The organism is Streptomyces sp. SCA2-17, from assembly GCF_044336695.1.
Genome location: NZ_CP117521.1, coordinates 1,224,054 through 1,242,473 on the forward strand (window position 1 = coordinate 1,224,054; position 18,420 = coordinate 1,242,473).

Genomic DNA, 18,420 nt, shown 5'->3' on the forward strand with positions numbered 1-18,420 from the left:
AACTCAGGACTCCTGGGTGACGGAGACGAGCACGTCGTCCCCTTCGATCTTGACGGGGTATACGGGGACGGGGCGCGTGGCGGGCAGGCCGGAGGGCTTTCCGGTGCGCAGGTCGAAGCTGGAGCCGTGCAGCCAGCACTCGATGGCGCAGTCCTCCACCTCGCCCTCGGAGAGCGAGACGTTCGCGTGGGAGCAGATGTCGTTGATGGCGAAGACCTCTCCCTCGGTGCGGACGAGGGAGACGGGGACGCCGTCGATCTCGACCCGCTTGGGGGTGTCCTCCTCCAGGTCGCTCAGGGCGGCCACTTTGACGTAGAGGGTCTCGCTCATGCCACCGACGCCTCCAGCTCGGCCTCGATCTTGGCGATGAGGCGCTCCTCCAGCTCCGGGATGCCGATCTGCTGGACCAGCTCGGCGAAGAAGCCGCGGACGACCAGGCGGCGGGCCTCGTCGGCCGGGATGCCGCGGGCCATCAGGTAGAACAGCTGCTCGTCGTCGAAGCGGCCGGTCGCCGAGGCGTGGCCGGCGCCGACGATCTCGCCGGTCTCGATCTCCAGGTTGGGCACGGAGTCGACGCGGGCGCCGTCGGTGAGGACGAGGTTGCGGTTGAGCTCGTAGGTGTCGGTGCCCTCGGCCTCCGCGCGGATGAGGACGTCGCCGATCCAGACGGCGTGGGCGTCCTGGCCCTGCAGCGCGCCCTTGTAGGCGACGTTGCTGCGGCAGTGCGGGGTGTCGTGGTCGACGAAGAGGCGGTGCTCCTGGTGCTGGCCCTTGTCCGTGAAGTACAGACCGTAGAGCTCGGCCTCGCCGCCGGGGGCGCCGTAGACGACCCGGGGGTGGAGGCGGACCAGGTCGCCGCCGAAGGTGACGACGACGGACTTGAAGGAGGCGTCGCGGCCGACCAGCGCGGTGTGCTGGGCGGCGTGCACCGCGGTGGCGTCCCAGTCCTGGACGGAGACGACGGTGAGCTTGGCGCCGTCGCCGACGAGGAACTCGACGTTGGCGGCGAGCGTGGTGTCACCGGTGTGGTCGAGGACGACGACGGCCTCGGCGAAGGCGCCGACCTCGATCACCTGGTGGCCGAAGGCCACGCCGCCCTCGCCGTGCACGGAGATCGTGACGGGCTCGGTGAGCACCGCGTCCTTGGGAATCGAGACGACCGAGGCCTTCTCGAAGGAGCTGTAGGCCTGGGCGGCGACGCGGTCGACCGGCTTGCCGGCCCGGCCGAGGCGGGCGTCGTCGCGGCCGACGGTCTCGACGGTGACGCCCGCGGGGGCGCTCACCTCGACCTTGACGCCGCCGCCGTCCACGCCCTGGTCGACGGCCGTGCCGTCGTGCAGACCGCGCAGGCGCTCCAGCGGGGTGAACCGCCACTCCTCCTCGCGGCCGTGCGGCACGGGGAAGTCCGCCACGTCGTACGAGGCGGGGGCGCTCACGCGCGCGTCGATGGGCTGCTGCGGCCCGCCCACCTGGATGGCGCCGTCGGTCGTGCTGCCGGCGGGGGTGTTGTCAGCCATGGCTGTCGTCGTGCTCTCTTCCTGTCACAAAGGGTTCGCTGCTGCGGTCGGGGGCGTCCGTGCCCCTCCCCCGCCTCCGGGGCGGGGGGAGGGTCAGCCGACGGAGCCTTCCATCTGCAGCTCGATCAGCCGGTTGAGCTCCAGCGCGTACTCCATGGGCAGCTCGCGGGCGATCGGCTCCACGAAACCGCGCACGATCATGGCCATCGCCTCGTCCTCGGAGAGACCGCGGCTCATCAGGTAGAAGAGCTGGTCGTCGCTGACCTTGGAGACGGTCGCCTCGTGGCCCATGGAGACGTCGTCCTCGCGGACGTCGACGTAGGGGTAGGTGTCCGAGCGGGAGATGGTGTCCACGAGCAGGGCGTCGCAGAGCACGTTCGACTTGGAGCCGTGGGCGCCCTCGCCGATCTCGATCAGGCCGCGGTAGGAGGTGCGGCCGCCGCCTCGCGCCACCGACTTGGAGACGATGTTGGAGGAGGTGTTCGGCGCCATGTGGACCATCTTGGCGCCGGCGTCCTGGTGCTGGCCCTGGCCGGAGAAGGCGATGGACAGCGTCTCGCCCTTGGCGTGCTCGCCCATCAGGTAGACGGCGGGGTACTTCATCGTCACCTTGGAGCCGATGTTGCCGTCGACCCACTCCATGGTCGCGCCCTCGTAGGCCACGGCGCGCTTGGTGACGAGGTTGTAGACGTTGTTCGACCAGTTCTGGATGGTCGTGTAGCGGCAGCGGCCGCCCTTCTTGACGATGATCTCCACGACGGCGCTGTGCAGCGAGTCCGAGGAGTAGATCGGGGCGGTGCAGCCCTCGACGTAGTGGACGTAGGCGTCCTCGTCGACGATGATCAGCGTCCGCTCGAACTGGCCCATGTTCTCCGTGTTGATGCGGAAGTAGGCCTGGAGCGGGATGTCCACGTGGACACCCTTGGGGACGTAGATGAAGGAGCCGCCGGACCACACGGCGGAGTTCAGCGAGGCGAACTTGTTGTCGCCGACGGGGATGACCGTGCCGAAGTACTCCTGGAAGAGCTCGGGGTGCTCCTTCAGGGCGGTGTCGGTGTCCAGGAAGATGACGCCCTGCTCCTCCAGGTCCTCGCGGATCTGGTGGTAGACGACCTCCGACTCGTACTGGGCGGCGACACCGGCGACGAGGCGCTGCTTCTCGGCCTCCGGGATGCCCAGCTTGTCGTAGGTGTTCTTGATGTCCTCCGGCAGGTCCTCCCAGGTGGCGGCCTGCTTCTCGGTGGAGCGGACGAAGTACTTGATGTTGTCGAAGTCGATGCCGGAGAGGTCGGAGCCCCAGGTCGGCATGGGCTTCTTGTCGAAGAGCTTCAGGCCCTTCAGGCGCAGCTTGAGCATCCACTCCGGCTCGGACTTCTTGGCCGAGATGTCGCGGACGACCGCTTCGGAGAGGCCGCGCTTGGCTGCGGCGCCGGCCACGTCGGAGTCGGCCCAGCCGTATTCGTACGTGCCCAGGCCTTCGAGCTCAGGGTGGGCAGTCTCCGTGGGGAGAGTCATGCGGGGTTCCTCCCGGCCGTGCTGGCGGATGCTGTGGTGGTCTTGGTCTTGCTCTTCGGGATGAACGTCGTGCACACCCCGTCGCCGTGGGCGATGGTGGCAAGACGCTGCACATGTGTCCCGAGCAGGCGGGAGAAGACCTCGGTCTCCGCCTCGCACAGCTGCGGGAACTGCTCGGCGACATGGGCGACCGGGCAGTGGTGCTGGCAAAGCTGTTCGCCGACCGGCGCGCTACGCGCCGTAGCAGCGTACCCGTCCGCGGTCAATGCCCTGGCCAGGGCCTCCGTGCGGGATTCGGGCGGGGCCGCCTCCAGCGCGCGGCGGTAGCCCTCGGCCTGGGCGGCCATCCGGGCGCGGGCGAAGGCCGCGACGGCGGCCTCTCCCATCTCGCCGCCGCCGGCGGCCTGCGCGATCCAGCGCAGGGCGTCGCCCGCGAGCTGGTCGTAGGCCTGGTCGAAGGCGTCGCGGCCGCAGTCGGTCAGGGCGAAGGCCTTGGCGGGGCGGCCGCGGCCCCGGGCGCCGTAGACCCGCTTCTCGCGGGGCTCGACGACGCCCTCGGCGACGAGGGTGTCGAGGTGGCGGCGGACGGCGGCCTGGGTGAGCTCCAGGCGCAGTGCCAGCTCGGCCGCGGTGGAGGGGCCGTGATCGAGGATGGAGCGGGCGACGCGATTGCGGGTGCCGCGCTGCTCGTCATGGCCGTGCTCGCGGCGCTCGTCCTCGCGCACGGGCCCGGGCGCAGGCTGCTGCGGCCCGGCGGCCACGGGTCCTCCCGGACCGGCCGCGGGGCCCTGCGAAGCCTCGCCCGCGTATTTCACAACACCATTGTTGCGTAATTACCCGGAGGCGGACAAGCCTCGCCCCCGCCGTCCGGCGGTGTCCTCGATCACTAAGGGTTACCTAAGCGCCACCCGTCGATCTTGCCCGGGGAGCACCGGGGAAGCGGCGGGAAGCAGCCCGGAGCAGGCGGGCGAGGGCCCCTCCTCCGCTTCCGGTTCCACCCCGGGGCCTGTGGGGACACGCCCGGCTTCGTAGACTTCCCGCCATGCGCAGCGTCTTCCCGGGGGACACCCCCGAGGCCCCGGACCGGCCCGCGGTCGAGGTCCGCGGTCTGGTCAAGCGGTACGGACCGAAGGCCGCGGTGGACGGGCTCGACCTGTCCGTCGCCCGGGGCGGCCTCACCGCCGTCCTCGGCCCCAACGGAGCCGGCAAGACCACCACGATCGAGACCTGCGAGGGCTACCGGCGCCCCGACGCGGGCACCGTCCGCGTCCTCGGGCTCGACCCCGTCGCCGACTCCGCGGCCCTCCGCCCCCGCGTGGGCGTGATGCTGCAGAGCGGAGGGGTGTACGCAGGGGCGCGCGCGGAGGAGATGCTGCGCCACGTCGCCGCCCTGCACGCCCACCCCCTGGACGTGCCCTCCCTGATAGACCGGCTGGGCCTCGGCAGCTGCGGCCGGACCGCCTACCGGCGGCTCTCCGGCGGCCAGCAGCAGCGCCTCGCGCTCGCCATGGCCGTCGTCGGCCGCCCCGAGCTGGTCTTCCTGGACGAGCCGACGGCCGGCCTGGACCCGCAGGCCCGGCACGCCACCTGGGACCTGGTGCGCGAGCTGCGCGCCGACGGCGTCACCGTCGTCCTCACCACGCACTACATGGACGAGGCCGAGGCCCTGGCCGACGACGTCGCCATCATCGACAGCGGCCGCGTCATCGCCCAGGGCAGCCCCGAGGAGCTGTGCCGGGGCGGCGCGGAGAACACCCTGCGCTTCAGCGGCCGGCCCGGCCTGGACCTCGGCTCGCTCCTGAAGGCCCTGCCCGCCGAGTCCACGGCGACGGAGCTGACCCCGGGCACGTACCGCGTGGGCGGCCGCATCGACCCGCAGCTGCTCGCCACGGTGACCACGTGGTGCGCGCAGAACGGCGTCATGCCCGACCGCATCGCGGTCGAGCGGCACACGCTGGAGGACGTCTTCCTCGAACTGACCGGTAAGGAGCTGCGGGCATGAGCGGGTACGTAGAGACCGGCCGGGGGGCCGGGGGTTGCCCCCCGGGGGAACACAGCCCGCGGCCCGGTGCCGCACCCCTCTCCCGGATGATCCGCGCGCAGGCCGCGCTGGAGACCCGCATGCTGCTGCGCAACGGCGAGCAGCTGCTGCTGACCGTCGTCATCCCCACGCTGCTGCTGGTGCTCTTCAGCGCCGTCGACATCGTAGACACCGGTGAGGGCAAGGCCGTCGACTTCCTCGCCCCGGGCGTGCTCGCGCTGGCGGTGATGTCCACGGCGTTCACCGGCCAGGCCATCGCGACCGGCTTCGAGCGCCGCTACGGCGTGCTCAAGCGCCTGGGCGCCACGCCGCTGCCGCGCTGGGCGCTGATGACGGCGAAGACCTGCTCGGTGCTGGTCACCGAGGTGCTCCAGATCGTGCTGCTGACGGTGATCGCCTTCGCGCTGGGCTGGTCCCCGCAGGGCAACCCCTTCGCGGTCCTGCTGCTGCTCCTGCTGGGCACGGCGGCGTTCTCCGGACTGGGGCTGCTGATGGCCGGCACGCTGAAGGCCGAGGTGACGCTCGCCGCGGCGAACCTCGTCTTCCTCCTGCTGCTGGTCGGCGGCGGCGTGATCGTGCCGATGGAGAAGTTCCCCGGCGGGGTGCGGGCGGTGCTGGAGCTGCTGCCGATCTCGGCGCTCTCGGACGGCCTGCGGGACGTGCTCCAGCACGGCGCGGGCATGCCCTGGGGCGACCTCGGCGTCCTCGCGGTGTGGGCGGTCCTGGGCCTGGGAGCGGCGGGGAAGCTCTTCCGCTGGGAGTGAAGCCCCGGAGGGACACGGCAGAGGGACACGGCAGAGGGACACCCACCCCTCGTGAATCCGTGCACAAGCTCCCCCTTACGATGAGCCCGTGCCGAAAACGCTGAACCCCCTCCAGATCGTCGCCGACCGCTGGCAGCCGTCCGCGCGCTTCGTCGAGCGAGCGGCCCTCGCCTGCGTGGTGATGGGCGTGGTCATCGTGGTGACGGGCGGCGCGGTCCGGCTCACCCAGTCGGGGCTCGGCTGCCCGACGTGGCCGACCTGCACCGAGGACAGCCTGACGCCCACCCCCGAGATGGGCGTCAACGGCATCATCGAGTTCACCAACCGCATGCTGACGTACGTGCTGTGCGCGGTCGTCGGCGTGGCGATCGTGGCGGCACGCGCGCGTGCCCCGCGCCGCCGCCCCCTGACGCAGCTGGGCTGGGCCCAGTTCTGGCTCATCGCGAGCAACGGCATCATCGGCGGCATCACGGTCCTCACCGGCCTCAACCCGTACATCGTGGCCCTGCACTTCCTCGCGGCGACCGCTCTGCTGACGGTGGCCGTGGTGATGTGGCACCGCTCGGGCGAGGGCGACGACGCACCGCGCGACCTGGTGGCCCGCCCCGTGCGGCAGCTCAGCTGGGTGCTGGTCGCGGCGACCACCGTGCTGATCCTCGTCGGCACGGTCGTCACCGGCTCCGGCCGGCACGCGGGCGACGCCTCGAAGGACGTCCACCGCATCCCGCTGGACTGGCGCGAGGTCACGCAGCTGCACGTCGACTTCGTCTACATCGTGGTCGGCCTGACCGCCGCCCTGTGGTTCGTGCTGCGGGCCGTGAAGGCGCCGGCCCTGCCGCGCCGCCGGGTCGTCGAGCTGTTCGCCGTGCTGATGCTCCAGGGCGTCATCGGCTACGTGCAGTACTTCAACGACGAGCCCGAGATCGTCGTCGGCGCCCACATGTTCGGCTCCTGCCTGGTGTGGATCGCCGTGCTGCGGGTCTTCCTGTCGCTGCGCGACCGCGGCGAGCAGCCCGTCGTGCCCGCCCCCGCGGACGGGCACGAGGCCGTCCCGGCTCAGCCGGCCGGCGCGTCCAGCCGGTAGACCCTGCGGGCGGTGCCGGCCGCGACCAGCGAGGCGATCCTGCGCGCGTCCGCCCGCCGGCACCAGCCGTCGGCCACCCAGTCGCTCATCAGCCGCTCCATGGCCTGCGAGAACGACCGGGCGGCGACCACGTAGAGCTCCGCCGGGCCGCGCGCGCCGGAGGAGAACAGCAGCTTGCCGAAGGGCGCCTCGCGCAACGTCTCCCCGGGGTGCGGCCCCACGTCCGCGTAGACGTGCGGAAAGGCCCCGGCGAGCTGCGCGGCCTGCCGGTGGTGCCAGGGGTCCGGCAGCAGCACCAGATCGCACCCCAGGCCCGCCGTGGCCCGCAGGAAGCGTGACAGGCGCAGCGGGTCGGCGCAGTGCAGCTGGACGGGGAGCCCGGCGGCGAGTGCGCTCCACAGCAGGTGGCGGGCGAGCACGGGGTCGTCCAGGCGGCCGCCCGGGCGGCGCGACCGCAGCCACTGCCCCGCGGCCCTGCGCACCTCCGCCAGGCCCGGCGGGCTCCCCTCGCAGAAGGGCACGCGGCAGGCGAACGCGATGGCGCTGCGGGCGGCCGCGTAGAGCGCTTCTGCCGTGTACGCGGTGAAGGATTCCGCGCTGCCGGAGGTGTCCGCGACCTGCTCGGCGAGCGGTTCGAGCCGGACGATTTCGTGCGCGCTGCCGTCGGCGGCCCCGGCCAGCTCGGCGGCGGACGTGAGGGCGCTCGGTTCCCCCGTCTCCAGCAGGAACGTGCCGATGCCGGCGCCGCGCAGCAGCAGCTGCCCGGCCCGGTAGGCGCCCAGCTCGCGGCGGCGCGCCAGGTAGCGCACGGGCGAGCAGTGCGGCTCCAGGCCGAGGAGGGGCGGGCACCAGCGGCGCAGCGCGAGGCCGGTGCGGCTGTCGAAGAAGGACGTGCCGGGCGGGGCGGGGCCCGCGGCGCCCGCGGCCGCGGCCAGGTGCGCCTCGAACCCGCCGAGCCCCAGCTCGCCGTGGACCGCGCCGTGGCTGTGCTGGTCGACGAGCGGCGGCATGCCGTCCATCCGCCCCCCCTCGTGCCGTCCCGCCCCGAGCGGCGCGCGTGCGGCCGCTCCCCGGGGGTCTAACGGCCGAGGGGCCCGTCAGTTATCGGCGCCGGTGATCGACGTGCGCCAGGCGTCCACCGGGCGTCGCCTACCGGCTGGTCACCGGCTCCCTGCGCGGCTCGCTATGCGGCGGGGTTGCGCGGGCCGCCGATCTGGATGCCCGCCATGCGCGACCACTCGTACGGGCCGGTGCGGACCTTGGCGGCGAGCTCGCCGTCGAAGTCGTCGTGGAGGGTCAGCCCGGCCTTCTCGGCGGCCTTCCGCGCGACGTCCAGGGAGGGGGCGACGAGGTTGCCCCACTCGCCGTCGGCGCCCACGAGGGCGACCCGGACGGTGCCGCGGGCGATGTGGGCCAGCTGGCCCTCGGCGGAGCCGCCGTGGCTCTTGGCGAACGTGTCGATCTGCCGGGCGAGCCGGGCGGCCTTGCGGTCCGCCCGGGCGTCGGGTGCGGCCGGTGCCTGCGGGGTGGTGTCATCTGCCATGCCGCAGATGCTACCCACCAGTAATTAACGAAGGAAGGGATCCACGGCCACGGCGACGAACAGCAGCGACACGTAGGTGATGGACCAGTGGAAGAGCCGCATCTCCTTGAGCTTCGCGCCCGTGATGCCGGCGTTGGCGCGGGCCTGGAGCGCGTGGGCCTCCTTCAGCCAGAAGGCGCCCAGTGCGGCCGCGACGACCGTGTAGAACCAGCCGGTGTAGCCGAGCGGCTGGAGGGAGAGCGAGACGGCGACCATCACCCAGCTGTAGAGGACGATCTGCTTGGCGACCGCCTTGTTGCCGGCGATGACGGGCAGCATCGGCACGCCGACGCGCTCGTAGTCGTCCTTGACCTTCATCGACAGCGGCCAGTAGTGCGGCGGCGTCCAGAAGAAGATCACCAGGAAGAGGACGACGGCGGCCCAGGAGACGGAGTTCGTGACGGCCGACCAGCCGATGATGACCGGCATGCAGCCCGCGATGCCGCCCCAGACGATGTTCTGCGCGGTGCGCCGCTTGAGGATCATCGTGTAGATGACGACGTAGAAGGCGTTGGCACCGAGGGAGAGCATCGCCGACAGCGGGTTGACCAGGAACCAGAACCACAGGGTCGAGCCCACGGTCAGCGCGGAGGCGAAGACCAGGCACTCCTTCGCGGAGACCATGCCGGTCACCAGCGGGCGCTGCGACGTGCGGTCCATCAGGGCGTCGATGTCGCGGTCGTACCACATGTTGAACGCGCCGGCGCCGCCCGCGGACAGGTAGCCGCCGATGCAGGTGGCCAGGACCAGCCAGAGGTCCGGCACGCCCTGCGCCGCGAGGAACATCACCGGCACGGTGGTCATCAGCAGCAGCTCGATGACACGCGGCTTGGTCAGCGCCACGAACGCCTTGGCACGGGCCCCGAACGGCCGGTGCCCGGGGCTCTCCACGAGCTCCCCCACAGCCTTAAGGGCGTGGGAGGTACCCCCACCCGCAGGACGGGATTCGACGGCCGTCACGCACACCCCTGACAGAGATAAGGCCAGCAAGCACATCCGGGACGGAAAGCCCGGTAAAGACTTGCGCGTACCACGCCACTTTAGACGCAGGCCATGGCGCGGCCTCCGCCGGGGTGGGTCGTGTTGGGGGCGCGCACAACGGATCACGGACGCGTCGCCGCGCGCCCCGGACAGGACCGCGGAGCTCCCCGGACATGACGGAACGGTCGTCTTCGGGAGGCGGGCGGGCGCGCCGCCCGTCAGGCTGGACCCAGGGCGCCGCACCCGCGGCGGGAATCCCTGCCGCCGCGATTCGGCTGCCCGCGAGCGGGCAGCCGACTGTACGTCGAAAAGATGCGCGTCCCCGCAGGGGTAGGCTCGACCACGCCGCGTCGTGGCGGAACATACCGCCCCCGGCAGACAAGACCATGTGGAGAGGAGCCCTGATCCAAGGGTGAGCACCAAGCCGACCACCACAGACCTCGAATGGACCGAACTGGACCAGCGGGCCGTCGATACCGCCCGCGTCCTGGCCATGGACTCCGTGCAGAAGGTCGGCAACGGCCATCCGGGCACGGCCATGAGCCTGGCGCCCGCCGCCTACCTGCTGTTCCAGAAGATGATGCGGCACGACCCCAGTGACGCCGACTGGACCGGTCGCGACCGCTTCGTCCTCTCCCCCGGCCACACCAGCCTGACGCTGTACGTGCAGCTCTTCATGGCGGGCTACGGCCTGGAGCTGTCGGACCTGAAGTCCTTCCGCACCTGGGACAGCAAGACCCCCGGCCACCCGGAGCACGGCCACACCCGTGGCGTCGAGACGACGACCGGCCCGCTGGGCCAGGGCATCGCCAACGCCGTGGGCATGGCCATGGCCGCCCGCTACGAGCGCGGCCTGTTCGACCCGGAGGCGCCGGAGGGCACCTCCCCGTTCGACCACACCATCTGGGCGATCGTCTCCGACGGCGACCTGGAGGAGGGCATCTCCGCGGAGGCGTCCTCGCTCGCCGGCCACCAGAAGCTCGGCAACATCGTCGCGCTCTACGACGACAACCACATCTCGATCGAGGGCGACACCGAGACGGCGTTCTCCGAGGACGTCCTCAAGCGCTACGAGGCCTACGGCTGGCACGTGCAGCGCATCGAGCAGGGTGCCGACGGCGACTTCGACATCCACGCGCTGCACGCCGCGCTGAAGGCCGCGCAGGAGGAGACCGGGCGTCCCTCGCTCATCGCCGCCCGCACGATCATCGCCTGGCCGGCCCCGAACGCCCAGAACACCGAGGCGTCGCACGGCTCGGCGCTGGGCGCCGAAGAGGTCGCCGCGACCAAGCGCGTCATGGGCTTCGACCCCGAGCAGCACTTCCAGGTCGAGGACGAGGTCTTCACGCACGTCCGCAAGGTCGTCGACCGCGGCCGCGAGGCCCACGCCACGTGGGACAAGCGCATCCAGGAGTGGCGCGAGGCCAACCCGGAGCGGGCCGCCGACTTCGACCGCATCGCCGCGGGCGAGCTGCCCGACGGCTGGGAGAAGGCCCTCCCGGTCTTCCCGGCCGGCAAGGACGTCGCCACCCGCAAGGCGTCGGGTGAGGTCCTCAAGGCGCTGGGCGGCGTGATCCCCGAGCTGTGGGGCGGCTCCGCCGACCTCGCCGGTTCGAACAACACGACGATCGACCCGTCGTCGTCCTTCCTGCCGAAGGGCAACCCGCTGCCGGAGGCGAACCCCTACGGCCGCACCATCCACTTCGGCATCCGCGAGCACGCCATGGGTTCGACCATGAACGGCATCGCGCTGCACGGCAACACCCGCGTCTACGGCGGCACCTTCCTGGTGTTCTCCGACTACATGCGCCCGGCGGTCCGCCTGGCCGCGCTGATGAAGCTGCCGGTCACCTACGTGTGGACGCACGACTCCATCGGCCTCGGCGAGGACGGCCCGACCCACCAGCCGGTCGAGCACATGGCCGCCCTGCGCGCCATCCCGGGCCTGAACATGGTCCGCCCGGCCGACGCCAACGAGACGGCCATCGCCTGGCGCGAGATCACCAAGCGCCACACCGTCAAGCCCGCGCCGCACGGCCTGGCCCTCACCCGCCAGAACGTCCCGACGTACGAGGCGAACGAGGGTGCGGCCAAGGGCGGCTACGTCCTGTTCGAGGCCGAGGGCGGCCGTCCGCAGGTGATCCTGATCGGCACCGGCTCCGAGGTCCAGCTGGCCGTCGAGGCCCGCGAGCAGCTCCAGGCCGAGGGCATCCCGACCCGCGTGGTCTCGATGCCGTCCGTCGAGTGGTTCGAGGAGCAGGACCAGGCGTACCGCGACGGCGTGCTGCTGCCGGACGTCAAGGCCCGCGTCGCCGTCGAGGCGGGCATCGGCCTGACCTGGCACCGCTACGTCGGCGAGGCCGGCCGCATCGTGTCGCTGGAGCACTTCGGCGCCTCCGCCGACTACAAGGTGCTCTACCGCGAGTTCGGTCTGACCACCGAGGCCGTCGTCGCGGCCGCGCGCGAGTCGATCGAGCACGCCGACGCCAACCGCCGCTGACGCCCCTTTACGAGCAAGTAGGAGATGCAGAACCCATGACAGACGCACTCAAGCGCCTCTCCGACGAAGGCGTCGCGATCTGGCTGGACGACCTGTCCCGCAAGCGCATCACGTCCGGCAACCTGGCCGAGCTGATCGACCAGAGCCACGTCGTGGGCGTCACGACCAACCCGTCGATCTTCCAGAAGGCGATCTCCAGCGGTGAGGGCTACGAGCAGCAGCTCGCCGACCTCGCGGCCCGCAAGGTCACCGTCGACGAGGCCATCCGCATGATCACCACGGCGGACGTCCGCGACGCCGCCGACATCCTGCGCCCGGTCTTCGACGCGACGAACGGCCAGGACGGCCGGGTCTCCATCGAGGTCGACCCGCGCCTCGCGCACAACACCAAGGCCACCGTCGCCGAGGCCAAGCAGCTGGCCTGGCTGGTGGACCGCCCCAACACGCTGATCAAGATCCCGGCCACCAAGGCGGGCCTGCCGGCCATCGCCGACGTGATCGGCAAGGGCATCAGCGTCAACGTCACGCTGATCTTCTCCCTCGAGCGCTACCGCGCGGTCATGGACGCCTACCTGACCGGTCTGGAGCAGGCCAAGGCCGCGGGCCTGGACCTGTCCCTGATCCACTCGGTCGCGTCCTTCTTCGTGTCCCGCGTGGACACCGAGATCGACAAGCGCCTGGACGCCCTGGGCACCGACGAGGCCAAGGCGCTGCGCGGCAAGGCCGCCCTCGCCAACGCCCGCCTGGCCTACCAGGCCTACGAGGAGGTCTTCTCCTCGGACCGCTGGGCCGCCCTGGAGAAGGCCGGCGCCAACAAGCAGCGTGCGCTGTGGGCCTCGACCGGCGTCAAGGACCCGGCCTACAAGGACACGCTGTACGTGGACGACCTGGTCGCCCCGAACACGGTCAACACCATGCCGGAGGCCACCCTGGAGGCCACGGCCGACCACGGCCAGATCACCGGTGACACCGTGCGCGGCACGTACGAGCAGGCCAAGGCCGAGCTCGACGCGCTCGCGAAGGTCGGGATCTCGTACGACGACGTCGTGCAGCTCCTGGAGGACGAGGGCGTCGACAAGTTCGAGCAGTCCTGGAACGACCTGCTGAAGTCCACCGAGGCGGAGCTCAAGCGCCTCGCTCCGGAGGCGTGAATTGAGCACAAGCAGCAATCCGCTGCGTGACGCTCTGGACCGACGGCTCCCGCGCATCGCGGGGCCGTCGGGCCTGGTCATCTTTGGCGTCACGGGCGATTTGTCCAGGAAAAAGCTGATGCCGGCGGTGTACGACCTCGCCAACCGGGGTCTGCTGCCGCCGGGCTTCTCGCTGATCGGCTTCGCGCGCCGCGACTGGGAGAACGAGGACTTCGCCCAGATCGTGCACGACGCGGTCAAGGAGCACGCCCGCACGCCCTTCCGCGAGGAGGTCTGGCAGCAGCTGGTCCAGGGCTGCAGGTTCGTGCAGGGCGACTTCGACGACGACGAGGCGTTCGAGACCCTCAAGACCACCATCCACGAGCTGGACGCGGCCCAGGGCACCGGCGGCAACTTCGCCTTCTACCTCTCCGTTCCACCGAAGTGGTTCCCCAAAGTCGTCCAGCAGCTCAAGAAGCACGGCCTGGCCGACCAGAAGGAGGGCTCCTGGCGGCGCGCCGTCATCGAGAAGCCCTTCGGCCACGACCTGGCCAGCGCCCAGGAGCTCAACCGGATCGTCCACGAGGTCTTCCCGACCGAAGAGGTCTTCCGGATCGACCACTACCTCGGCAAGGAGACCGTCCAGAACATCCTGGCGCTCCGCTTCGCCAACACCCTCTTCGAGCCGATCTGGAACCGGTCCTACGTCGACCACGTGCAGATCACCATGGCCGAGGACATCGGCATCGGCGGCCGCGCGGGTTACTACGACGGCATCGGCGCCGCGCGCGACGTCATCCAGAACCACCTCCTCCAGCTGCTTGCGCTGACCGCCATGGAGGAGCCCGCCTCCTTCGACGCGGACGCGCTGGTCGCCGAGAAGACCAAGGTGCTGGGCGCCGTCCGGCTGCCCAAGGACCTCGGCAAGGAGACCGTCCGCGGCCAGTACGCGCACGGCTGGCAGGGCGGCGAGGAGGTCGTCGGCTACCTGGAGGAAGACGGCATCGACCCGAACTCCAAGACCGACACCTACGCCGCGATCAAGCTGGAGATCGACAACCGCCGCTGGGCGGGCGTCCCCTTCTACCTGCGCACCGGCAAGCGGCTGGGCCGCCGCGTCACCGAGATCGCGGTCGTCTTCCAGCGCGCCCCGCACTCGCCCTTCGACCACACCGCCACCGAGGAGCTCGGGCAGAACGCCCTGGTCATCCGGGTGCAGCCGGACGAGGGCGTCACCATGCGGTTCGGCTCGAAGGTGCCCGGCACCCAGATGGAGGTCCGGGACGTCTCGATGGACTTCGCCTACGGCGAATCCTTCACCGAGTCCAGCCCCGAGGCCTACGAGCGGCTCATCCTCGATGTGCTGCTGGGCGACGCCAACCTCTTCCCGCGCCTGAAGGAGGTCGAGCTGTCCTGGCAGATCCTCGACCCCATCGAGGAGTACTGGGACAAGAACGGCAAGCCCGCCTCCTACCCGGCAGGCACCTGGGGCCCGGTCGAAGCGGACGAGATGCTCGCACGAGACGGACGGAGCTGGCGCCGGCCATGAAGATGGACCTCACGGACACCACGTCCAGCAAGATCAACAATGCGCTGGTCCAGGGCCGCCGAGCGATCGGCACCCCGGCCGTCGGCATGGTGCTCACCCTCGTCATCGTCACCGACGAGGAGCACGCCTACGACGCGCTCAAGGCCGCCAACGAGGCGTCCCGCGAGCACCCCTCGCGCAAGCTCGTCGTCATCAAGCGCGTCAGCCGCTCCCCGCGCGACCGCGCCAAGGCCCGCCTCGACGCCGAGGTCCGGGTCGGCACCTCCGCCGGCACCGGCGAGACGGTCGTCCTGCGGCTCTACGGCGACGTGATCGACCACGCCCAGTCGGTCGTCCTGCCGCTGCTGCTGCCCGACGCCCCCGTCGTCGTCTGGTGGCCCGTCGGCTCCCCGGTCGACCCCCACGAGGACCCGCTCGGCGCCCTCGGCCAGCGCCGCGTCACCGACGCGTACGCCGCCGAGGACCCCGTCAAGGAGCTCTCGGCCCGCTCGGCGCACTACACGCCCGGCGACACCGACCTCGCCTGGGCCCGGATCACGCCGTGGCGCTCGATGCTCGCGGCTGCCCTGGACCAGCAGCACGCCGACGTCGTCTCCGCGGAGGTCGAGGGCGAGGGCTACAACCCCAGCGCCGAGCTCCTCGCCCTGTGGCTCGCCGACCGCCTCGGCGTCCCGGTGCGCCGCACCGTCTCCGACGGCCCCGGCCTGACGGCCGTCCGCCTGGAGACCAAGGCCGGCCCCGTCGTCCTGGGCCGCCCGGACGGCTCCCTGGCCACGCTCTCCATGCCCGGCCAGCCCGACCGCGCCGTCGCCCTCCAGCGGCGCGAGACGGCGGAGCTCCTCGCGGAGGAGCTCCGCCGGCTCGACCCGGACGACATCTACCAGTCCGCGCTCAAGTACGGGGTGGACCGGCTGAACCACGAGCCGGCCACGAAGGCCCCGGCCGCGGAGGCCGCTCCGGCGCCCGCCGACGCCGAGGCCCCGGCCGCCGAGGCTCCAGGTGCCGAGGAGAAGGCTGCCCCGGCACCCGCCAAGAAGGCCGGCGGCAAGAAGGCGGCCGGCAAGTGAGCACCCCGCAGATCGTCGTCCACCGGGACAAGGAGCTGATGGCTCAGGCCGCGGCGGCCCGGCTGATCACGAAGATCGTCGACGCCCAGGCCGCCCGCGGCTCGGCGTCCGTGGTCCTCACCGGCGGGCGCAACGGCAACGGGCTGCTCGCGGCCCTCGCCGCGGCGCCCGCCCGGGACGCGGTCGACTGGTCCCGGCTCGACCTGTGGTGGGGCGACGAGCGCTTCCTGCCCCAGGGCGACCCCGAGCGCAACGCCACGCAGGCCCGCGAGGCCCTGCTGGACGCCGTGGACCTCGATCCGGCGCGGGTGCACTACATGCCCGCCGCCGACGGCACCCACGACGACGCCGACGCGGCGGCCGAGGCCTATGCGGCCGAGCTCGCCAAGGCGGCGCGGCCCGAAGACCACGGCCCCGTGCCGTCCTTCGACGTGCTCCTGCTGGGCGTCGGCCCCGACACGCACGTCGCGTCGCTCTTCCCCGAGATGCCGGGCGTACGGGAGACCGAGCGCACGGTCGTGGGCGTCCACGGCGCGCCCAAGCCGCCGCCGACGCGCGTCTCCTTGACGCTGCCGGCGATCCGCGCGGCGCGGGAGGTCTGGCTGCTCGCGGCGGGCGAGGACAAGGCGAACGCCGTTGCGCTCGCGCTCAGCGGTGCGGGCGAGATCCAGGCGCCGGCTGCCGGCGCGTACGGCCGCAGCCGCACGCTGTGGCTGCTGGACGCGGCCGCGGCGGCGCGGCTCCCGCGGGGCTTGTACCCGCCGGCGTCCCCCTGACGGGGCTCTGCCCCGTAGACCGATGGCCCGGTCCCCCGCGAGGGGGCCGGGCCATTTTCGGCACCGCCGGGATGCGCCGCGGTGGTTGCGCGCCGCTGCGGCGGAATGAAGGGCGCAAGCGCCCTTCACCTGGTGAAGGATGCCCCGCATCCTTCGAACCGCCGCAGCGGCGCGCAACCACCGTCAACGTCTCCGGCGGTGCCGGACCCGCCTCAGGCCAAGGGGCTAGCGCCCCCGCAGCTCGCGGTAGCGGGCGACCAGCGCGGCCGTGGACGCGTCCAGCCCCGCAACCTCGGCGGAAGCCGTCAGCGCCGGCTCCACCCGCTTCGCCAGGACCTTCCCCAGTTCCACACCCCACTGGTCGAAGGAGTCGATGTTCCAGATCGCGCCCTGGACGAACACCTTGTGTTCGTACAAGGCGATCAACTGCCCCAGCACCGACGGCGTCAGCTCGCTCGCGAGGATCGTCGTCGTCGGGTGGTTCCCGCGGAACGTCTTGTGGGGGACGAGCTCGGCCGGGACGCCCTCCGCCGCGACCTCCTCCGGCGTCTTGCCGAAGGCCAGCGCCTGGCCCTGGGCGAACAGGTTCGCCATCAGCAGGTCGTGCTGGGCCACCAGCCCCGGCAGGAGGTCGTCCACGGGCTTCGCGAAGCCCAGCAGGTCCGCCGGGATCAGCTTCGTGCCCTGGTGGATCAACTGGTAGTACGCGTGCTGCCCGTTCGTGCCGGGGGTGCCCCAGACGACGGGACCGGTCTGCCAGCCGACGGGCTGCCCGTCCCGGTCGACCGACTTGCCGTTGGACTCCATGTCCAGCTGCTGCAAGTACGCCGCGAACTTGGACAGGTAGTGGCTGTAGGGCAGGACCGCGTGCGACTGCGCGCCGTGGAAGTTGCCGTACCAGACGCCCAGCAGGCCGAGCAGCAGCGGGGCGTTCTCCTCGAAGGGCGCCGTGCGGAAGTGCTCGTCGACGAGGTGGAAGCCGGCGAGCATCTCGCGGAAGCGGTCCGGGCCGATGGCGAGCATCAGGGAGAGCCCGATGGCGGAGTCGTAGGAGTAGCGGCCGCCGACCCAGTCCCAGAACTCGAACATGTTGGTGGTGTCGATGCCGAACTCGGAGACCTTCTCCTCGTTCGTCGACAGGGCCACGAAGTGCTTGGCGACGGCCTCCTCGCCGGCCCGCAGCTCGGTCAGCAGCCAGTTCCGCGCGGAGGTGGCGTTGGTGATGGTCTCGATCGTCGTGAACGTCTTGGAGGCGACGATGAAGAGCGTCTCGGCGGCGTCGAGGTCGCGCAGGGCCTCGTGCAGGTCGGCGCCGTCCACGTTGGAGACGAAACGGAACGTCATGTCGCGGGCGGTGTAGGCGCGCAGCGCCTCGTAGGCCATCGCCGGACCGAGGTCGGATCCGCCGATGCCGATGTTGACGACGTTCTTGATGGGCCGGCCCGTGTGGCCCTTCCAGTCGCCCGAGAGCACCCGGTCGCAGAAGACCTGCATCTTGCGGAGCACGGCGTGCACGGCCGGGACGACGTTCTCGCCGTCGACCTTGACGACGGAGGACTCCGGGGCGCGCAGCGCGGTGTGCAGCACGGCGCGGCCCTCGGTGGTGTTGATCTTCTCGCCGCGGAACATGGCGTCGCGCAGCTCCGCGACGCCCGTGGCCGCGGCGAGCTCGCGCAGCAGGCGCAGGGTCTCGTCGGTGACGAGGTGCTTGGAGTAGTCCAGGTGGAGGTCGCCGACGGTGAGGGCGTACTTCTCGGCCCGCCGCGGGTCGTCCGCGAAGAGCTCGCGCAGCTGCACCTCCCCCAGCTCGTCCCGGTGTTTGGCCAGAGCGTTCCACTCCGGGGTCCGGTCCAGCCTGGTGCGGTCCTCTGCGTTCATCTCGGACATCAGCCCATTCGTTGTCGTAACTGCCCC

At 71.5% G+C, this 18,420-nt stretch carries 16 protein-coding genes; 8 read left to right on the forward strand and 8 right to left on the reverse strand.

The window, feature by feature from the left end; translation table 11 throughout:
• Positions 1 to 3 precede the first annotated feature (3 nt).
• From PS271_RS05460 to PS271_RS05475, 4 genes are all read right to left on the reverse strand, one after another.
• Positions 4 to 330 carry a non-heme iron oxygenase ferredoxin subunit gene (locus PS271_RS05460; protein ID WP_356274601.1) on the reverse strand — a complete coding sequence of 109 codons (327 nt, stop codon included), beginning with the start codon at positions 328 to 330 and terminating at the stop codon, positions 4 to 6.
• Positions 327 to 1,517, reverse strand: coding sequence for a Fe-S cluster assembly protein SufD (sufD, locus tag PS271_RS05465; RefSeq protein WP_398380567.1), 1,191 nt, complete (start codon positions 1,515 to 1,517; stop codon positions 327 to 329). The genes PS271_RS05460 and sufD overlap by 4 nt, the downstream gene beginning before the upstream one ends.
• A gap of 93 nt (positions 1,518 to 1,610) precedes the next feature.
• On the reverse strand, positions 1,611 to 3,032 hold the full coding sequence (gene sufB, locus PS271_RS05470) for a Fe-S cluster assembly protein SufB (RefSeq protein WP_058044943.1): 1,422 nt from the start codon (positions 3,030 to 3,032) through the stop codon (positions 1,611 to 1,613).
• Complete coding sequence (locus tag PS271_RS05475) at positions 3,029 to 3,847, reverse strand: ArsR family transcriptional regulator (RefSeq protein WP_398380570.1); 819 nt, start codon at positions 3,845 to 3,847, stop codon at positions 3,029 to 3,031. Before PS271_RS05475 ends, sufB begins: the two co-directional genes overlap by 4 nt.
• Before the next feature lie 227 nt (positions 3,848 to 4,074).
• On the opposite strand from PS271_RS05475, the gene PS271_RS05480 reads away from it, so the two are divergent.
• The 3 genes from PS271_RS05480 to PS271_RS05490 all read left to right on the forward strand — a co-directional run bounded on the left by PS271_RS05480 (position 4,075) and on the right by PS271_RS05490 (position 6,921).
• Entirely contained in the window at positions 4,075 to 5,034 is a 960-nt protein-coding gene (locus PS271_RS05480) for an ABC transporter ATP-binding protein (RefSeq protein WP_398380572.1), read from the forward strand.
• Positions 5,031 to 5,837, forward strand: a complete 807-nt coding sequence (locus PS271_RS05485) for an ABC transporter permease (protein WP_398380573.1) — start codon at positions 5,031 to 5,033, stop codon at positions 5,835 to 5,837. Before PS271_RS05480 ends, PS271_RS05485 begins: the two co-directional genes overlap by 4 nt.
• A gap of 88 nt (positions 5,838 to 5,925) precedes the next feature.
• On the forward strand, positions 5,926 to 6,921 hold the full coding sequence (locus tag PS271_RS05490) for a COX15/CtaA family protein (RefSeq protein WP_398380574.1): 996 nt from the start codon (positions 5,926 to 5,928) through the stop codon (positions 6,919 to 6,921).
• Here the strand turns inward: PS271_RS05490 and PS271_RS05495 are convergent.
• The 3 genes from PS271_RS05495 to PS271_RS05505 form a co-directional block, all read right to left on the reverse strand.
• Positions 6,894 to 7,940, reverse strand: coding sequence for an amidohydrolase family protein (locus PS271_RS05495; protein ID WP_398380575.1), 1,047 nt, complete (start codon positions 7,938 to 7,940; stop codon positions 6,894 to 6,896). The genes PS271_RS05490 and PS271_RS05495 overlap by 28 nt on opposite strands.
• A gap of 164 nt (positions 7,941 to 8,104) precedes the next feature.
• Positions 8,105 to 8,464: a hypothetical protein gene (locus PS271_RS05500; RefSeq protein ID WP_398380576.1), complete on the reverse strand. Its 360-nt coding sequence runs from the start codon at positions 8,462 to 8,464 to the stop codon at positions 8,105 to 8,107.
• Positions 8,465 to 8,488: 24 nt separating this feature from the next.
• On the reverse strand, positions 8,489 to 9,463 hold the full coding sequence (locus PS271_RS05505) for a heme o synthase (protein WP_398380578.1): 975 nt from the start codon (positions 9,461 to 9,463) through the stop codon (positions 8,489 to 8,491).
• Positions 9,464 to 9,896: 433 nt separating this feature from the next.
• Here PS271_RS05505 and tkt point away from each other — a divergent pair, with 433 nt between their 5' ends.
• Genes tkt through pgl form a run of 5 tightly spaced genes read left to right on the forward strand, consistent with a single transcriptional unit; the run spans position 9,897 to position 16,506 of the window.
• Positions 9,897 to 11,984, forward strand: a complete 2,088-nt coding sequence (tkt, locus tag PS271_RS05510; RefSeq protein WP_398380579.1) for a transketolase — start codon at positions 9,897 to 9,899, stop codon at positions 11,982 to 11,984.
• Positions 11,985 to 12,019: 35 nt separating this feature from the next.
• The gene (gene tal / locus PS271_RS05515; protein ID WP_359106536.1) at positions 12,020 to 13,135 is read left to right on the forward strand and encodes a transaldolase; all 1,116 of its coding nucleotides are present in this window, start codon (positions 12,020 to 12,022) and stop codon (positions 13,133 to 13,135) included.
• A 1-nt stretch (position 13,136) separates the two neighbouring features.
• On the forward strand, positions 13,137 to 14,663 hold the full coding sequence (zwf, locus tag PS271_RS05520; protein WP_120754124.1) for a glucose-6-phosphate dehydrogenase: 1,527 nt from the start codon (positions 13,137 to 13,139) through the stop codon (positions 14,661 to 14,663).
• On the forward strand, positions 14,660 to 15,730 hold the full coding sequence (gene opcA, locus PS271_RS05525) for a glucose-6-phosphate dehydrogenase assembly protein OpcA (protein WP_398380581.1): 1,071 nt from the start codon (positions 14,660 to 14,662) through the stop codon (positions 15,728 to 15,730). The genes zwf and opcA overlap by 4 nt, the downstream gene beginning before the upstream one ends.
• On the forward strand, positions 15,727 to 16,506 hold the full coding sequence (gene pgl, locus PS271_RS05530) for a 6-phosphogluconolactonase (RefSeq protein WP_030366612.1): 780 nt from the start codon (positions 15,727 to 15,729) through the stop codon (positions 16,504 to 16,506). The genes opcA and pgl overlap by 4 nt, the downstream gene beginning before the upstream one ends.
• A gap of 225 nt (positions 16,507 to 16,731) precedes the next feature.
• Here the strand turns inward: pgl and pgi are convergent, their stop codons facing one another.
• Positions 16,732 to 18,384 (reverse strand): glucose-6-phosphate isomerase, encoded by a 1,653-nt coding sequence (gene pgi, locus PS271_RS05535; RefSeq protein ID WP_398386687.1) that lies wholly within the window; start codon positions 18,382 to 18,384, stop codon positions 16,732 to 16,734.
• Positions 18,385 to 18,420 lie beyond the last annotated feature (36 nt).

Bases quoted from the DNA above. Each gene is read 5' to 3' on its own strand.
- sufD (WP_398380567.1), bottom strand. From the start codon at position 1,517: ATGGCTGACAACACCCCCGCCGGCAGCACGACCGACGGCGCCATCCAG.
- tal (WP_359106536.1), top strand. From the start codon at position 12,020: ATGACAGACGCACTCAAGCGCCTCTCCGACGAAGGCGTCGCGATCTGG.
- PS271_RS05485 (WP_398380573.1), top strand. From the start codon at position 5,031: ATGAGCGGGTACGTAGAGACCGGCCGGGGGGCCGGGGGTTGCCCCCCG.
- opcA (WP_398380581.1), top strand. From the start codon at position 14,660: ATGAAGATGGACCTCACGGACACCACGTCCAGCAAGATCAACAATGCG.
- PS271_RS05480 (WP_398380572.1), top strand. From the start codon at position 4,075: ATGCGCAGCGTCTTCCCGGGGGACACCCCCGAGGCCCCGGACCGGCCC.
- sufB (WP_058044943.1), bottom strand. From the start codon at position 3,032: ATGACTCTCCCCACGGAGACTGCCCACCCTGAGCTCGAAGGCCTGGGC.
- PS271_RS05495 (WP_398380575.1), bottom strand. From the start codon at position 7,940: ATGGACGGCATGCCGCCGCTCGTCGACCAGCACAGCCACGGCGCGGTC.
- pgi (WP_398386687.1), bottom strand. From the start codon at position 18,384: ATGAACGCAGAGGACCGCACCAGGCTGGACCGGACCCCGGAGTGGAAC.
- PS271_RS05460 (WP_356274601.1), bottom strand. From the start codon at position 330: ATGAGCGAGACCCTCTACGTCAAAGTGGCCGCCCTGAGCGACCTGGAG.
- PS271_RS05500 (WP_398380576.1), bottom strand. From the start codon at position 8,464: ATGGCAGATGACACCACCCCGCAGGCACCGGCCGCACCCGACGCCCGG.